The organism is Myxococcus sp. XM-1-1-1 (assembly GCF_020037095.1).
GTDB classification, from domain to species: Bacteria; Myxococcota; Myxococcia; order Myxococcales; family Myxococcaceae; genus Myxococcus; species Myxococcus fulvus.
Map to the genome: position 1 here is coordinate 369,751 of NZ_JAIQDH010000001.1, position 14,472 is coordinate 384,222.

Annotated in this window: 14 protein-coding genes and 1 tRNA gene; 5 read left to right on the forward strand and 10 right to left on the reverse strand. The window is 66.5% G+C overall.

The window, feature by feature from the left end; genetic code table 11:
* The first annotated feature begins 16 nt into the window (after window positions 1-16).
* Window positions 17-691 carry a DUF2306 domain-containing protein gene (locus K8640_RS01435; protein WP_223745440.1) on the forward strand — a complete coding sequence of 225 codons (675 nt, stop codon included), beginning with the start codon at window positions 17-19 and terminating at the stop codon, window positions 689-691.
* A 27-nt stretch (window positions 692-718) separates the two neighbouring features.
* On the opposite strand, the gene K8640_RS01440 is transcribed toward K8640_RS01435, so the two are convergent.
* Both K8640_RS01440 and K8640_RS01445 read right to left on the reverse strand, forming a co-directional pair.
* Window positions 719-922, reverse strand: coding sequence for a YjzC family protein (locus K8640_RS01440; RefSeq protein ID WP_223745441.1), 204 nt, complete (start codon window positions 920-922; stop codon window positions 719-721).
* 162 nt (window positions 923-1,084) lie between these two features.
* A complete protein-coding gene (locus K8640_RS01445) occupies window positions 1,085-2,392 on the reverse strand; it encodes a hypothetical protein (RefSeq protein ID WP_223745442.1) in 1,308 nt (435 codons plus the stop codon).
* Between the two features lie 189 nt (window positions 2,393-2,581).
* On the opposite strand from K8640_RS01445, the gene K8640_RS01450 reads away from it, so the two are divergent.
* The gene (locus tag K8640_RS01450) at window positions 2,582-3,067 is read left to right on the forward strand and encodes a carboxymuconolactone decarboxylase family protein (protein WP_223745443.1); all 486 of its coding nucleotides are present in this window, start codon (window positions 2,582-2,584) and stop codon (window positions 3,065-3,067) included.
* Here the strand turns inward: K8640_RS01450 and sigJ are convergent.
* Together sigJ and K8640_RS01460 are read right to left on the reverse strand one after the other, a co-directional pair.
* Window positions 3,055-3,945: an RNA polymerase sigma factor SigJ gene (gene sigJ, locus K8640_RS01455; protein WP_223745444.1), complete on the reverse strand. Its 891-nt coding sequence runs from the start codon at window positions 3,943-3,945 to the stop codon at window positions 3,055-3,057. The genes K8640_RS01450 and sigJ overlap by 13 nt on opposite strands.
* Before the next feature lie 110 nt (window positions 3,946-4,055).
* Window positions 4,056-5,048: a hypothetical protein gene (locus K8640_RS01460; RefSeq protein WP_223745445.1), complete on the reverse strand. Its 993-nt coding sequence runs from the start codon at window positions 5,046-5,048 to the stop codon at window positions 4,056-4,058.
* Window positions 5,049-5,312: 264 nt separating this feature from the next.
* On the opposite strand from K8640_RS01460, the gene K8640_RS01465 reads away from it, so the two are divergent.
* On the forward strand, window positions 5,313-5,450 hold the full coding sequence (locus tag K8640_RS01465; protein ID WP_223745446.1) for a hypothetical protein: 138 nt from the start codon (window positions 5,313-5,315) through the stop codon (window positions 5,448-5,450).
* Between the two features lie 47 nt (window positions 5,451-5,497).
* Here K8640_RS01465 and K8640_RS01470 read toward each other — a convergent pair whose 3' ends face one another.
* Window positions 5,498-7,603, reverse strand: coding sequence for a M3 family metallopeptidase (locus K8640_RS01470; RefSeq protein ID WP_223745447.1), 2,106 nt, complete (start codon window positions 7,601-7,603; stop codon window positions 5,498-5,500).
* Window positions 7,604-7,667: 64 nt separating this feature from the next.
* Between K8640_RS01470 and K8640_RS01475 the strand changes: the two genes are divergently transcribed.
* Entirely contained in the window at window positions 7,668-8,156 is a 489-nt protein-coding gene (locus K8640_RS01475) for an Lrp/AsnC family transcriptional regulator (protein WP_223745448.1), read from the forward strand.
* 82 nt (window positions 8,157-8,238) lie between these two features.
* Window positions 8,239-8,358: a transposase gene (locus K8640_RS43035; protein ID WP_223745855.1), complete on the forward strand. Its 120-nt coding sequence runs from the start codon at window positions 8,239-8,241 to the stop codon at window positions 8,356-8,358.
* A gap of 133 nt (window positions 8,359-8,491) precedes the next feature.
* Here K8640_RS43035 and K8640_RS01485 read toward each other — a convergent pair whose 3' ends face one another.
* The 5 genes from K8640_RS01485 to rpoD all read right to left on the reverse strand — a co-directional run bounded on the left by K8640_RS01485 (window position 8,492) and on the right by rpoD (window position 14,455).
* A complete protein-coding gene (locus K8640_RS01485; RefSeq protein WP_223745449.1) occupies window positions 8,492-9,976 on the reverse strand; it encodes a hypothetical protein in 1,485 nt (494 codons plus the stop codon).
* 911 nt (window positions 9,977-10,887) lie between these two features.
* Window positions 10,888-11,307: a hypothetical protein gene (locus K8640_RS01490; RefSeq protein WP_223745450.1), complete on the reverse strand. Its 420-nt coding sequence runs from the start codon at window positions 11,305-11,307 to the stop codon at window positions 10,888-10,890.
* Window positions 11,308-11,667: 360 nt separating this feature from the next.
* Window positions 11,668-11,740 (reverse strand) — tRNA-Ile (locus tag K8640_RS01495).
* Between the two features lie 71 nt (window positions 11,741-11,811).
* Complete coding sequence (locus tag K8640_RS01500; protein ID WP_223745451.1) at window positions 11,812-12,237, reverse strand: MGMT family protein; 426 nt, start codon at window positions 12,235-12,237, stop codon at window positions 11,812-11,814.
* A 91-nt stretch (window positions 12,238-12,328) separates the two neighbouring features.
* Complete coding sequence (gene rpoD, locus K8640_RS01505) at window positions 12,329-14,455, reverse strand: RNA polymerase sigma factor RpoD (protein ID WP_141325686.1); 2,127 nt, start codon at window positions 14,453-14,455, stop codon at window positions 12,329-12,331.
* Window positions 14,456-14,472 lie beyond the last annotated feature (17 nt).

The window sequence follows — 14,472 nt, forward strand, 5'->3', positions numbered from 1 at the left end:
TCCGTAGCCGTGGGCGATGGATTCTCGCGCGACGCCGCTCCATGTCGAACCCCGGGGCTCCACGATGACACGCAAGGCCCGTTGGTTCCTCTTCGGCTTCCTCTGCGTGGCCGTGGGCCTGTATCCCATCAGCTACTTCCTCGCGGGTTCGAGCTTCGGGATTCGCGGCTCGAAGGACGAGGCGTTGCTGATGGACGTCGTCTGGAACGCGGCCTTCTACATCCACGTCGGGATGGGTGGGCTCGCTCTGGCGGTCGGTTGGACGCAGTTCGTCGCGAGGTTGCGGGGCAAGTACCCGGGTGTGCACCGGCTCCTCGGGAAGGTCTATGTCGGGGCGGTCATGTTGAGCGGGCTCGCGGCCGTGTACATCGGCTTCTTCGCCACGGGAGGCATTGTCGCCGCGTCGGGCTTCGTCAGCCTGGGCGTCATCTGGCTGGCGACGACGGCCAGTGCCTGGTGGTTCATCAGGAACCGGCGGGTCGAGGAGCACCGGCTCATGATGACGTACAGCTTCGCGGCCTGTTTCGCGGCGGTCACGCTGAGGTTGTGGATGCCCGTGCTGGTCCACTCGCTGGGCGATTTCGTCACGGCCTACCGAATCGTCGCGTGGCTCTGCTGGGTCCCCAACCTCGGCGTGGCCTGCCTCATGTCACGCAGGCAGCTTCCGACGCGTGAACTCGTGGCGTCGTGACGCTGGCTACGTGGAAGTCACGTGAGGTTACAGGATTCGCGCGAGCTTCCAGTACGCCCCCTTGTTGGAGGACCTGATGGGCGGGAACGTCGCGTTCACGTTGAGCTGGATGACGCGCTCCTCGCTGGTCGGTGCTGGCGTGGTCGTGTTGTCCGTATATCCATCGAAGATGTAGCTGCCCCTGGTCGGGCACGTCTCGCCTGTCTTGAATCGCTGTCCCACGGTCGCCATGTTGGTCTCCCCGTCCGTCCTCGGTAGACGGCTTGTCGTGCCGATTGGCACCGCGTGAGACTTTGAGTCCATGGACGGGCGCGAGCCATACCTCCCAAGTGGTAGGTAAAACAGCCCCGTTGCCGTGAGCTTCTCACGGCACGGGTGGACGTCTGTGGCGCGCTACTCCCGCAGCACGGTCAGCCCCAGGTCGGTCAGCACATAGAGCATGGCCGGTGCCACGGTGGGGTCGTAGACGAGTTGGATCACCTGTCGCCCGGTCACGGTCTCCACGCGCGTGAGCGTCGCCCCGTCCTCCTCGATGCGCCACAGGCCCTGGTCCTGCGTGCCCACGTAGACGATGCCGCCGTCCGTGGCCGCGAGCGCCGTCACGTTGGAGGAGGGCAGGGTGGTGATGCGCGTGTAGTTCGCGCTGGAGCGGTCCGTCTGCTCCATGCGCCACAGGCCGAAGTCACGGCTGCCCACCCAGGTCGTCCCCGCCTTCGTGCGAGCGATGGCGCGCCAGTGGTCGAAGGACTCCAGGCTGTTGAGTTGCGCGTTGTGCCCCTTGTAGCTCCAGGGCACCGGCCCTTCCCAGGTGAGCTCCCGGTCGAAGTCCGCGAGCACACCGTTCGGCTGGAGGATGCCCACCAGCCAGTCATTGGCCACCAGCACTTCACCGTCAGGTCCGATTCCGAGCCCCCAGTTGAACCCCGCCTGGAGTGACTGGGACACGCTGCCGTCCGCGCGCGGCGTCTCGAGATACCAGGCCGCGTGGCGGTGGCTGTTGTACGTGAGGTCTCGAATCAACGTCACGCCGTGGTTGGTGCCGATGTAGACATCACCCCGGTCCCTGCCGCGCATCACCCGCTGGCAGGCGAGCACCGAGCGGTCCTCGTCGTAGTGGAAGTCGTTGGTGTTGCGGATGCCGAGCTGCTGCTGTCCGCCCGAGACACCCGCGCTGCGCCACAGGTGCTCCTCCAGCACCACCGTGCCGTCGGACTCCACGCGCACCGCGTCCAGGTCGCCCTTCTGGTACTCCGCGAAGCGCTCCTCGGTGTAGTGCGGCTCCCCAGGTCCGGGGATGTAGGCGTGAGGTTTGTCCGGTACCTCCGGCTGTAATTCGTACGTGTGGTAACCCACGTAGGCGCGCCCCGCCTCACCCCCGCAGATGACGGTGGAGCCGAGCGCCTTCTTGTCCCGCCCGAAGCCCCCGGCGGCCTGTCCCACGCCACGCGTCCATGTGGGCGCCGTGTCGCCAGGACGCAGCACGCCAATCTCGTCGCCCTTCAAGAGCCAGATGTTGTGGCCCTCGTCGACGCCGATGCTCCGCACCCCCGCGCCGACACCGAACGCCGTCGCGTAGTCCTTCACCGCGTCCGTGGGCCAGGGGCCCGGACCCGAGGGGGCGTCCTTGTCCGAGGACTCGCCACATGCGCCGAGGAACACCGCCATGCCCACCGCCGTTGCCCATCGCCATCCACCGTGCATCCGCCCTCCCTGACTCTCGCCGTCACGGGAATCCCAGCAATGCGTGTGCCCGGCGGGGATGGGAAAACTTCTTCTCAGCGTGGCGACTCCAGGTTCATCACATCCGGGTGGGACAGGGCCCGCGGACTCCGGCTGTCACAGGCGAAACAGCCGCACGTCTTTTGCGCGCACCCATCAGGAGACCCCTCGATGCAGACCCCCCGAAACGACACGTCACACCCGCGTCCCCGTTTGGACATCGCCCGGCTCGCCCCCGCGCCCTACCGCGCCTTCCTCGCCGTGGATGCGGCGCTGCGCGAGAGCCCGTTGGCTCCGAACCTCCGTGAGCTGGTGAAGATTCGCGCCTCGCAGCACAACGGCTGCGTCCTGTGCGTGGACATGCACGTGCGTGAAGCGCGCCACCTGGGAGAATCCGACGAGCGCCTCCACCAGGTCGTAGTCTGGCGCGAGTCCCTGCTCTTCAGTGACGCGGAGCGCGCCGCGCTCGCCTACACCGAGGCCGCGACCCAGCTGGGGCCCGAGGGTGTACCGGACGCGGTGTGGGACGCGGCGCGGGCGGCGTTCGACGACGCGTCACTCGCGGCGCTGGTCGCGCAGGTGGCGCTCATCAACGCGCTCAATCGCATCGGCGTCCCCCTGCGCACGCCGCCTGGGGCCGTGACTCACGCGAGGTGAATTGCGTCGCGCTCGAGCCGCTGGAGCTTGTCGGGGTTGAGCACCCGGTAGATGGCGCGGATGTGCTCGCCGTCCACCTCGAGCATCGTCGCATGGAAGAGCACCCCGTCGCGGAAGGTGAGCGCGGCGGGCTGCCCGTTGAGCGACACGATGCGGTGCTCCATCGTGCCGCGCAGCTTCTGTCTCAGCCCGAGCAACATCCGGATGATGCGTTCGGCGCCTTCGATGCGCTTGCGCGCCGCGTAGGCCTTGCCGCCTCCGTCACTGGTGAACGTCACGCCCGGGGCGAGCATCGAGACCAGCGCCGCCTGGTCTCCAGTGCCGAGCGCGGAGAGGAAGCGCTGCAGAAGCTGCTCCTTCATCCCGGGTGGGGAAGGGAAGCGCGGACGTCCTTCCCGCACCCGCTCTCGCGCCCGGTGCACCAACTGCCGCACCGCCGGCTCATTGCGCCCCAGCACCCGCGCCAGCGTCTCGTACTCCTCCCCGAAGACCTCGCGCAACAGGAAGGCCACGCGCTCCTCGGGCTTCAGCGACTCGAGCAGCACCAGCAGCGCGACCGACAGGTCCGAGGCGCGCTCCGCGGCCTGTTCCGGCGTGGGCGCCTCGGTCAGCACGGGTTCTGGAAGCCAGGGGCCATCGTAGGCGGCGCGCTCGGTGGCGGCGCGGCGCAGCCGGTCTATCGCGAGCCGGCTCACCACGGTGACCAACCACGCCTCCGCGCTCTGGATGTCCGGCGAACCCTCCTGGTGCCAGCGCAGGTAGGCGTCCTGCACCACATCCTCGGCGGGAGCCAGCTCACCGAGCATCCGGTAGGCGAGCCCCAGCAGCCGCGGGCGGTGGCGCTGCAGGTCTTCGACAGGCGGTGGGGGCGTGGTCATGGTCATCCTGGAGCGTAGGACGCACGAGCCTCCTACCCCGTGACAGGCCGCGCCGCACCGTCTGGGTGCCCGCCTCGCGCATGCGCCGCGAGGCGGGACGAAGCGGGTCGTTACTCCCGCGGGGAGTAGTACTTCACCGGGCCTGCGAGCCACACGGTGGTGCCCTCCGTGCGCTCCAGCAGCTCTTCCGCCAGCTGGTTCCAGTCCTCGTAGGGGCCCACGGGCTCCAGGCTGGAGGGCATGAAGCCGAGGAACTTCTGGTGCCCCACGGCGAGGACGGTGGCGGTCGGCACGCGATACGGTCCCTCATCGGGGATGCCGAACAGGCCCCACGCCTTCCAGGTGCGGCTCAGCGCGTCGTAGCGCAGCGGCGCGCAGCTCGTCTCGGCGATGGCCTTGGCGTCGTCCTCGCTCTCCCCCGAGCAGACCTGGAGGCTGTCACCGAGCTTCATGCTCTCGAGCGGGCAGGAGACCTGGAGGGCGTGCTTGCAGTGGCCGATGGGATGGGGCGCGCCGCGCTCGCTCCAGTAGGCCTGGACGAAGGCCGCCGAGCCGTGCGGGTCCTCCCACGGGATGGACTCGCCCATGCCATCGAGGAACACCCATGGCACGCGCGTGGCCTCCGCGACCGCGTCGGCCAGCTGCTCCTTCTTCGTGCCGAAGAGAGGCTCCGTGCGGAAGGGGATGAACGCGACGAAGCCCTCCGCCCCCAGGGCCGCCACGGTGCCCGCGCCGTCAATCGAGATGCCGCCCCTCGTCGAGCTCCCCGGACGTCCCAGGACGCCGCCGTTGACGCCGCCGCCGGCGCCCGGAGAATCCTTGGCGGCCTTCGCGCAGAGGCTGATGCAGGAGTTCAAGGCGTCCCGATTGGCCCACTCCTGGCTCTCATTGGAGCAGCCCTGCGCCGTATCGAAGTTGGCGACGGTGGGAGGTGGGCAGTGACATGGGGCGTAGACCGCCGTGTACTTGCAGGCCAGCTGGACCCACTTCGGAGGGCCGATGTGGCCTTGATACCCGACGCCGATGAGTCCACCGGGGATCCGTGCCTGCTGAGCCGACGCGCTCCAGGGGACGACGCTCAGGGCGACGAGGAGCGCGAGCAAGGGGAGCCTTGACGCGAAACGAATCAGGCCAGTCTGCGAGGGGAACATGTGTAACCTCCGTCAAAGAGTTGCACATGCAGACTGACTGTCTTGAATGGTGTTCACAATGGGTGTTGATTGACTTCTCGGTGAGTGGCGGTCTGTGTCACGGGCTGAGTAGCGTTTCATGTCACACGTGCTGAGACGGGGACCTCGGCCCGATGACCGGCCGCTGGAATACCCCTTGCCTCGTCCACGGGCGAACCCAGCGAACGCCTGCGAGGTGTGCCTGCCCGCGACGTCGACGGCGCGGTGGTCGGCGCGCTTGCGCACCGCTACTGGCTGCCGGGGCGCTACAAGGTGACCCTCTCCCTGGGCTACGGCGCCAGTCGCTCCAGCACGACGGTCCACGTGGTGCCGTGAGCGGCACCCCGTGGAGCGACGTGTGACCTCCGTCTCACGAGACGGAGTCAGTGGATGCCGCGCTCGCGCAGCAGGGCCTCGCTGGTGGCGTCCCGGCCGCGGAACGCGCGGTAGCCCTCGAACGGGTCCACGGTGTTGCCCACGGAGAACACGTGTTGTCGCAGCCGCGCCGCCACCTTGGGGTCGTGCAGACGCCGCGCCTGTCTGAAGGCCGCGAACGCGTCGGCGGCCAACACGTCCGCCCAGAGGTACATGTAGTAGCCAGCGGCGTACGAGTCGCCCTCGAAGACATGGGTGAAGTGCGGCATCCGGAAGCGCATGCCGACCTCCGCAGGGGCCCCGAGCTGCTGGAGCGTGTCGCGCTCGAACGCGTCCGGGTCCAGGGGCTGTTCCTTCGCCAGGTGCAACTTCATCTCGACCAGCGCGGAGGTGAGGTAGTCGACCAGGTAGAAGCCCTGGTTGAACGTCGCGGCCTTCTGGATTTTCGCCAGCAGCGCCGGCGGCATCGGCTTGCCCGTCTTGTGGTGCATCGCGAAGCGTCCCAGCACCTCGGGCGTCGCCACCCAGCGCTCCAGCAGCTTGCCCGAGAACTCCCCGTAGTCGCGCACCACGCGTCCGCCGCTCAGCGAGGGATGGGACACGTTGGAGTTCAGCACGTGCAACGCGTGGCCGAACTCGTGGAAGAGCGTCAGCGCGTCGCGCCAGCCGACCAGGGCCGCCTCGCCGGGCCCTGGCTTCACGAAGGGCAGGTTGTTCGTCACGATGGGGGTGGCTTCCCCCCGGAACCGCTCCTGGACACGGTACGGGTCCGTCTGGCCGCCGTTGTACTTGCCCTGGCGCGCATAGGGGTCGAAGTACAGGAGCCCCACGTGACGCCCGCTGGCGCGCTCCTTCACCTCGAAGACGCGCACGTCGGGGTGGTAGACGGGCACGCGGGCCGCGGGCGCGAAGGTGTAGTCGAACAGCTCGCCGGCCACCCAGAACATGCCCTCCCTCAGCTTCTCCAACTGGAGGTAGGGCTTCACCTCGGTGTCGTCGAAGTCGTACTTCGCCTTGCGCACCTTCTCCGCGAAGTAGCGGTAGTCCCACGGCGCGAGGTCCCCCGTGAGCCCGGAGCGCCGCGCGAGCGCTCGCATCGCGGTGACGTCCGCGCGCACCTGCGCGACGGAGGGGGCCCAGGTGTCCATCAGCAGCTTCATGGCGCGCTCGGGGGTGGCCATCATGGTCCCCTCGAGCTGCCGGTGCGCGTAGGTCGGGAATCCCAGCAGCCGGGCCTGCTCGGCGCGCAGGGTGAGGATTTCGCGGACGATGGCGTTGTTGTCGTGCGCGTCGCCGTGGTCACCCCGGCTGTCGTAGTTGCGCCACACCTTCTCCCGCAGCGCCCTGTCGTCCAGGTACGTGAGGAAGTCCGCCACGGCCGAGCGGGTATTGGACACCACCCACCGGCCCTTCAGGCCGCGTGCCTCGGCTTCGGTGGCCCCGGCCTTGCGCAGGGCCTCCGGCAGTCCCGCGAGGTCCGCCTCGTCGTCGATGACCACCGCGTTCGCCTCGTCGGCGAGCACGTTCTGCCGGAAGGAGGTGTAGAGGGCGGCGAAGCGCTGGTTGAGCTCGGCGATGCGCTTGCGGCCCGGGGCGTCGAGCTTCGCGCCGGAGCGGGCGAAGTCCCGGTAGTAGTACTGGACGAGGCGCCGCTGCTCGGGCGTCAGCCGCGCCATCTCGGGCGAGTCATGGACGGCCTGGACTCGCTGGAAGAGGGCGAGGTCTTGCGACTGCTCGTCCCAGAAGGCCGCCAGTCTGGGCGACATCGTGCGCTCGACCTGCTGGAAGTCGGGCGTGTTCATCACCTTGGACCAGACGCTGTAGACCTCGTAGACGCGGGTGAACGTCCGCCCCGCGTCTTCCAATGCGGCGATGGTGTTCTCGAATGTCGGGGCCTCCTTCGTGTGGAGGATGGCGGCGAGCTCGCGCCGGTTCTCCTCCATCGCGACCTCGAACGCCGGCTCGAACTGCTCGACCTTCACCCGGTCGAAGGGCGGCACTCCGCCATGGGGGCCCGTCCATGGCTCCAGCAACGGGTTGGCGGGCGTGGCCGGGGCGGCGGAGGCCAGGCCCGCCACGAGGAAGACGAGCACGCCGATTCTGTTCTTTGGCATGGAGACAGAATATGAGTGCGGATTATCGTCCATCCATCGAATGGAATTCGTCCGGGAGACCTCGATGCCCCAGCTCGACCGAATCGATCGCGCGATTCTGACCGCCCTCCAGAACAATGCTCGGCTGTCCAACAAGGAGCTGGCCGCGCAGGTGGGGCTCGCGCCCTCGTCGTGCCTCACGCGGGTGCGGAAGCTGGAGGAGGAAGGCGTCATCAAGGGGTATCAGGCGGACCTGGACGCGAACTCATTGGGGCTCGGCCTGCAGGCGCTCATCGCCGTCCAGCTCCGCCTCCATGTCGGCGAGGCCTTCGGCAACATCGGAGACCACCTGCGCTCGCTGCCGGAGACGGTGGCCGTCTACTGCCTGGGCGGCACCACGGACTTCCTCGTCCACGTGGTGTGCCGGGACACCGACCACCTGCGGCGGCTGACCATCCTGTCCTTCACCAGCCGGCCGGAGGTGAGCCGCATCGAGACGTCGCTGGTGTTCTCATACACGCGCCTGGGATTGCCGGTGGACCACGCGCATGGCGACGGCATTCCACCGCGCTGACGTCGGCGCCGCGCGGAAGGTGAGGGGAGTGGGCCCTCCTGGATTCGAACCAGGGACCAATCGGTCATGAGCAAAGGCAGTCATCGAGACGCGGCGACAGCACTACAGCCAGGCCCGTCCTCACTCGGGCTTTGGCTATCTCACCCCTCCAGGTCGGTTCCGCTCTGGTCAGTGGCGATGCTGCTGGTGTACTGGCTGGTAAGCACCGTCCAGGGCAGTATTGGAGGACTGACCATAGTCTCCAAGTCTCCCCCTTGTTTCCTGAAACACGTACATGCCAACGACCATGGATGATTCGCTTCCGCTGGCGCCTACTGAAGCGCGTGGCAAGGGGCTCACCACTCGCGACCGGGGAGCTGGGACGAGACGGGGACGTGGCTCCTGGCCTCCTGGAAACACCGCTCGGTGAGTAGCACCAGCGCCCCTGCGAATACCCGGGGTACATCGCCAGGCGTCCATGCTGCAGATCGGGCGCTGGAGCGGCAGGCTTCCAGGGCGTCCCAGAAGGGACCATCCAGAGATGCCAGCGCCATCAATCGATAGGTGCGCTCTGGCTCGATTCGGGAGGGCACCGATTTCCGGGCGGAGGCCCGTGTGTACCATGTCGTCATGAAGGCCAGGTGACGGTCGGTCGTGATGACCAGTGCTTCTGGGGGAATGGCACCTTCCAGTTCCCTCGCGGCACCTGCGCGGTCTTCCATGACGGTGACGGTCCCCTCCCTTGGCTGTGAGGGGCGTAGCAGGAGCAGGGCGGCAATGCTCGCGGCACAGGCCATGGTACGCGTCATTTCACGAGCGCGTTCCAGCATCTGTGCGAAAAGGAGTCCCGTGAAGACCGCGAGCGGAAGAAACGCCGTTAGTCGCAAGCGCATCGCGAGCCCCTGCCGATCTTCGATATTCAGCCACGGCAGGGCTGTCAATACGCAGAGCAGAATGAGGCCGAGGACCACGGGGGATGGCTCCTTGCCCTCATCCCGTCGCGCGGAGAGGGACTTTCGGCTCCAGACCCATCGGCCCATAATGAAGACGGCCAAGAGCGCGGCCCAGCGTACCTCGTGCTGGAAGAAGAGCCGGGCACCATTGCCGCGCACGAGCGTGGCGAAGGAGAAGTCCACTTCCTCCCGGAAGGTGTGAGCCAGGAACTGGAGTGTCTCGCTCCCTAGTGCTCCTCCCTTCAGGTACACAAGCACCATCACGACCAGTCCAGCGGCGACGAGCACTCTCCCACGAGCCCCCTTGCGCCATCTCCATACGGTCACTGCAAGTGCTGGTAGGGCCACGAGAAGTGCCACGGCGAACGCCAGCTTGTGTGCAAGCAATGTCAACCCGAGCAGTCCCAGTGCGAGCAGCACTCGCAAGAGGGAGGGACGTGCCATGGCTTCTGTGAGCGCCGCGAGGAATCCCAGGGTGAGTGTGAGCCCGACTCCCTGCTTGACGAACTCCGTCGAGAGGTAGAAGGACTGCGCACTGGTGGCGACGACTGCCGCCCCCACCACTCCCGCCGAGCGCTCATTTGAAAGACGCTGGATGAGCAGATACGTGGGGAAGACGATGGCCGCGGTTCCTAGGGCAGCGCCGAGCTTCACGCCCACGATGGGGTCCGTCAGGGCTGCGAACGGCACCAACCACCAGAAGACCAGCGGAGACGCGGGATAGAACAGCTGGCCGCTCTCCAGTAACGAGCGCACCTGGATGGCGTAGTAGTACCCATCAACCCCCAGTGGATGGGGAGTTGCGCTCAAGAATAGAAACCGGACAGCGAAGGCCCACGTGAAACACCCCAGCACGACCGACCCAGAAACTGCGGGGGAGGTCGACATGGCCTGATTCTGCAAAGCACAGGGAAGATGCATTACCAGAAAGCCCCTCGCAGGGAGCGCAACTGAAGCCGTACCGGCTGCATCTCCGGTACGGCTTCGGACACGGGTCCTTCAGCCTGGCTTCCGAGGACTAGAATGTCATCGAGCAGCTCTGGCAGTTCGTGGCATCACACCAATACACGTCTCCCTTGAATGGGATCCATTGTGACTTCCTGGGGCAGGAGGCGCCCTGGGTGCAAGAGCACGTGACACTCTCGCCCCCATAGTCATACGCTGAGACTTCGGCGTTGATGCTGGTTCCGGAGCCCGACTTGGGAAGCAAGCCCACGGGAATTGGGACCAATGCCGAGGCGCCCATATGGCGGACAAGTACCCGTTCCATCCTTTCGGCACTTGAGCCCTCCTGGCCCAAATCGGAGGTGAAGCGTGCCAGCAGTGCGGCAAATCCGGCGGGTGGCGCCACGCAGTTGATAGTGGACGGGCCCTCGATTCGGCCAACAGTGACCGTAGGGGACTGCACGAGGTCCGCGTCACTTACATCCGCGGCTTTCGTGTTGAGCTTGAAGTAGATGTGAGCCTGGGACATCCGCGATGCACCGCATGTGATGCGTCCGTGGGAGAGGACAGGCGTCGCGCTCTCACAGGAGATCTCCTTCCCAAAGGCGTACTCGCGCTCGGCATTGGAGGAGATGACGAGAACTCTCTGATTCCTGCCGTCTGCAACGAGCCTGGCACCCTCGGGTACGACAAGGGCCTCTTCGCCAGGCGCCGCACTTCCAAGGCGCGAGCCAGCATCGCAGCCCGTGAGCGCACCAGCCCCCACGAGCAAGAGCGCGCACAACGTGGCCTTCGTCATTCGTTGATTCTGGAGTGGCTTCATGGAGATGCTCCTCTTGAATGAGAGCGGAGACCTAGCTCTTGGTGCAACTGGTGCACGTGGTCATCACACAGGAGACGGTGTCTCCTAGCTTCGAAGGGGAGCACCCGCCCTTTCCGCTGGTGCAGGTGCAGGTCACGCCCTCTGTGCCCTCTCCGCCATAGTCGTAGGCATCATGGAAGGCGCCGACTGGGGCGTCTTCTCGCACGAAGCGGAAGGAGTTCCGGGCCGGGTCCGCCACCGCGATGAATCCCTTGGGAATGCGCGTCGCGGTATCCCAGCAGACCTTGCTGGGATCAATACTCACCCGCTCGCCATGGACATTGATGCCGTCGAGCGTCGGCGACTGCCGAAGGTCGGCGAACGTATCGTCAGCCAGTTCGTCGCCACCGAGACAACCCACCATGCATGCCGCAACCACTGGAAAGGCCAAGGCAATCCACGTGCGAAGCATCGTTGTTCTCCCATCCTGGGTTCGGGAACCAGGGCTCAAGGACGGCCCCGGGCGCTCAAGGACTTCTCTCGGACGCAGAGTGAACCGTGCTCGAAAGCCCTGCGCGATGTCAAACCTATGTCAGACAAATTCGAGCTCGCTCATCGGCAGGGAGCTGAATGACATACAGGTGAAATGAGAATTTCGGCCCTGACCATTCAAGACAGACGGGTCGCCGTTCACCCCTCCCCATCTGTTCGTGGCGGACGACAACACGTCACTGAAGAAGTCCCCCTTGGCCAATAAGAGCGTTCGGCAGAGCCGGCTCGACGCACAGCTACCGCGGCGTGTCGTCCGAGGTGCTGCGAGGCTTTGAGGGAGTGGGCCCTCCTGGATTCGAACCAGGGACCAATCGGTTATGAGCCGACAGCTCTAACCGCTGAGCTAAGGGCCCTCATGCGTGTGCAGCCCGCGTGGACCTGGGCATAACTCCGCCCACGCGGGTCTGGCAAGCACCTCTCGGCGTCAGCGTTTGCCCTTCTTCACCACCGCACGCGGGGGCTCGGCCGACGCCCGGGACTTCTTCACGGGGCCGTCCGCGTCCTCCTGCCGTTTGACGCGGAACGTCTGCCCTCGCTGCTCCACCACGACGCCCTCGGCGCGCAGGCGCTTCGCCTGCTCCTGGGCCACCATGGGCGCGAGCACCCCTCCGGCGCGCGTCACCCGCCACCAGGGCACTTCCTTCCCCGTGGGCAGCATCGCCATCTCCCGCCCCACGCCGCGCGCCGCGCCCGGCCGCCCCGCATAGAGCGCCACCTGGGAGTAGGTGCGGACCTCTCCGCGCGGAATCGAGCGCACCGTGCGCCACACCGCCTCCGTGAAGGGCGCACGCTTCGGCGTTGTCTCCGCCTGCTTCACCCGCGTCTTCGTCCTTGGTCTCAAGAGCGCCATGCCGCGCGGGACTCTAGAAACACGAAGGCCCCCGGTCCACGAATGGGAGCGGGGGCCTTCTTGCTTCAGGCCTTGGGGCCTGTCGTCCGCGTCAGCTCTCCACGAAGGAGCGCAGGCGCTTGGAGCGGCTCGGGTGGCGCAGCTTGCGCAGCGCCTTGGCTTCAATCTGACGGATGCGCTCGCGCGTCACCTCGAAGTCCTGGCCGACCTCCTCGAGCGTGTGGTCGCTCTTCTCGCCGATACCGAAGCGCATGCGCAGCACCTTCTCCTCGCGCGGCGTCAGCGTGGCGAGCACCTTGCGGGTCTGCTCCGCCAGGTTCATGTTGATGACCGCGTCCGCGGGCGACACCAGGCTCTTGTCCTCGATGAAGTCGCCCAGGTGGCTGTCCTCCTCCTCGCCGATCGGCGTCTCCAGGGAGATGGGCTCCTTGGCGATCTTGAGGACCTTGCGGACCTTGTCGAGCGGCAGCTCCATCTTCTCCGCGATCTCCTCCGGCGTCGGCTCGCGGCCAATCTCCTGCACCAGGTAGCGGCTGGTGCGGATGAGCTTGTTGATGGTCTCGATCATGTGCACCGGGATGCGGATGGTGCGGGCCTGGTCCGCGATGGCGCGGGTGATGGCCTGACGAATCCACCAGGTGGCGTAGGTCGAGAACTTGTAGCCGCGCTTGTACTCGAACTTGTCCACGGCCTTCATCAGGCCGATGTTGCCCTCCTGGATGAGGTCCAGGAACTGCAGGCCGCGGTTCGTGTACTTCTTCGCGATGGAGACGACGAGGCGCAGGTTGGCCTCCACCAGCTCGCTCTTGGCGCGCTCGGCGCGCTTCTCGCCCAGGCGGATGGCGTCGTAGTTGCGGCGCAGCGCATCCACGGGGAGGTTGGCCTCCTCCTCGACCTTCTTGATCTTCCGCACCGCGGTGCGCACGTCGCGGTCCAGCACCTCGAGCTGCTCGGGCGTGAGGTTGAGCTGCTTCTGCAGCTTCTTGCCGATGTTGGGGTTCTCCCGCGACTCCTTCAGCTGCGGGCGAAGCTCCTTCATGGAGATGCCGTAGCGGCGCTCCAGGTCGCGCAGCTCGTCCTCGGCCTTCTCGACGCGCTCGATGAGCGACTTGAGATTCAGGACGATGCGGTCGACCTGCTTCTTGTTCAGCCGCATCTCCTCCAGGACCTCCATCATCTTGGTCCGGAGGTCCTTCATCTCCTGCTTGAGCTCCTTCTTGCGCACCTCGGTCAGCTTCTTCTTCGAGGCGAGCTCCTCCTCGAGGACGTCGCAGTCCTTGGCGAACTTGCGGAAGCGCTCGATCTGCTTGCAGATCTGCTCGATCTTGTTGAGCTCGCTCTGCGCCAGCTGCGCCGGGGCGTCACCCTCGCCGACCTCCTCGGGAGCCTCCTCGGCGCCCTCGGACTGGGCCTCCTCGGGCGCGTCCTTGATGACGTCGCGCACGCGCAGCTTGGCCGTCTTCAGCTTGTTGCCGATGTCGAGGATCTCCTCGACGGCGACCTTGCAGGCGAGCAGGGCGCGCAGGACCTCCTTCTCGCCCTCCTCGATGCGCTTGGCGATCTCCACCTCGCCCTCGCGCGTGAGCAGGCTGACGCTGCCCATCTTGCGCAGGTACAGGCGCACCGGGTCGTTCGACTTGCCGCCCGGCTCGTCGTCCTCGTCCTTCTCGTCCTCGTCGACGTCTTCCTTCTCCTCCTCGACGGTGACGGTGGGCTTGATCTCGTTGTTCTGCGCGGCCTTCTGCGCGTCGACGATCTCGATGTCGTTGTCGCCGAACATGCTCATCACGTCGTCGATCTGATCGGACGACACGATGTCGGCGGGCAGCGCGTCATTCACCTCGTCGTAGGTGAGGAAGCCCTTCTCGCGGCCCTGGGCGAGCAGGTCCTTGACCTCCTTGCGCTCGGCGACGGGGTCCTCCTCGACGTCGTCCTCGACGGCGTCCGGGTCCACCTCGACGGCGGCGGCGGCCTCCTCGGCGGCCTCCTCGGGGTCCACGTCCTCCGAGACGGCGGCGACGCCCTTCTTCTTCTTCTTCTCGACGACGGCCTCGGCGGGGGCCTCCTTCGCCTCGAGGACTTCCTTCTCCTCCTCGCCCGCCTTCACCCCAGCGCCCTTCGCCGCGGGACTGTCCGGAGCCTTCTTCTTGCGGATCACCGGATCCACCTTCTTCTTGGTGGGCTTCACGGACGCCTTCGAGGGCTTCTGCGTCGGCATTCGGGTACTTCTCCTTA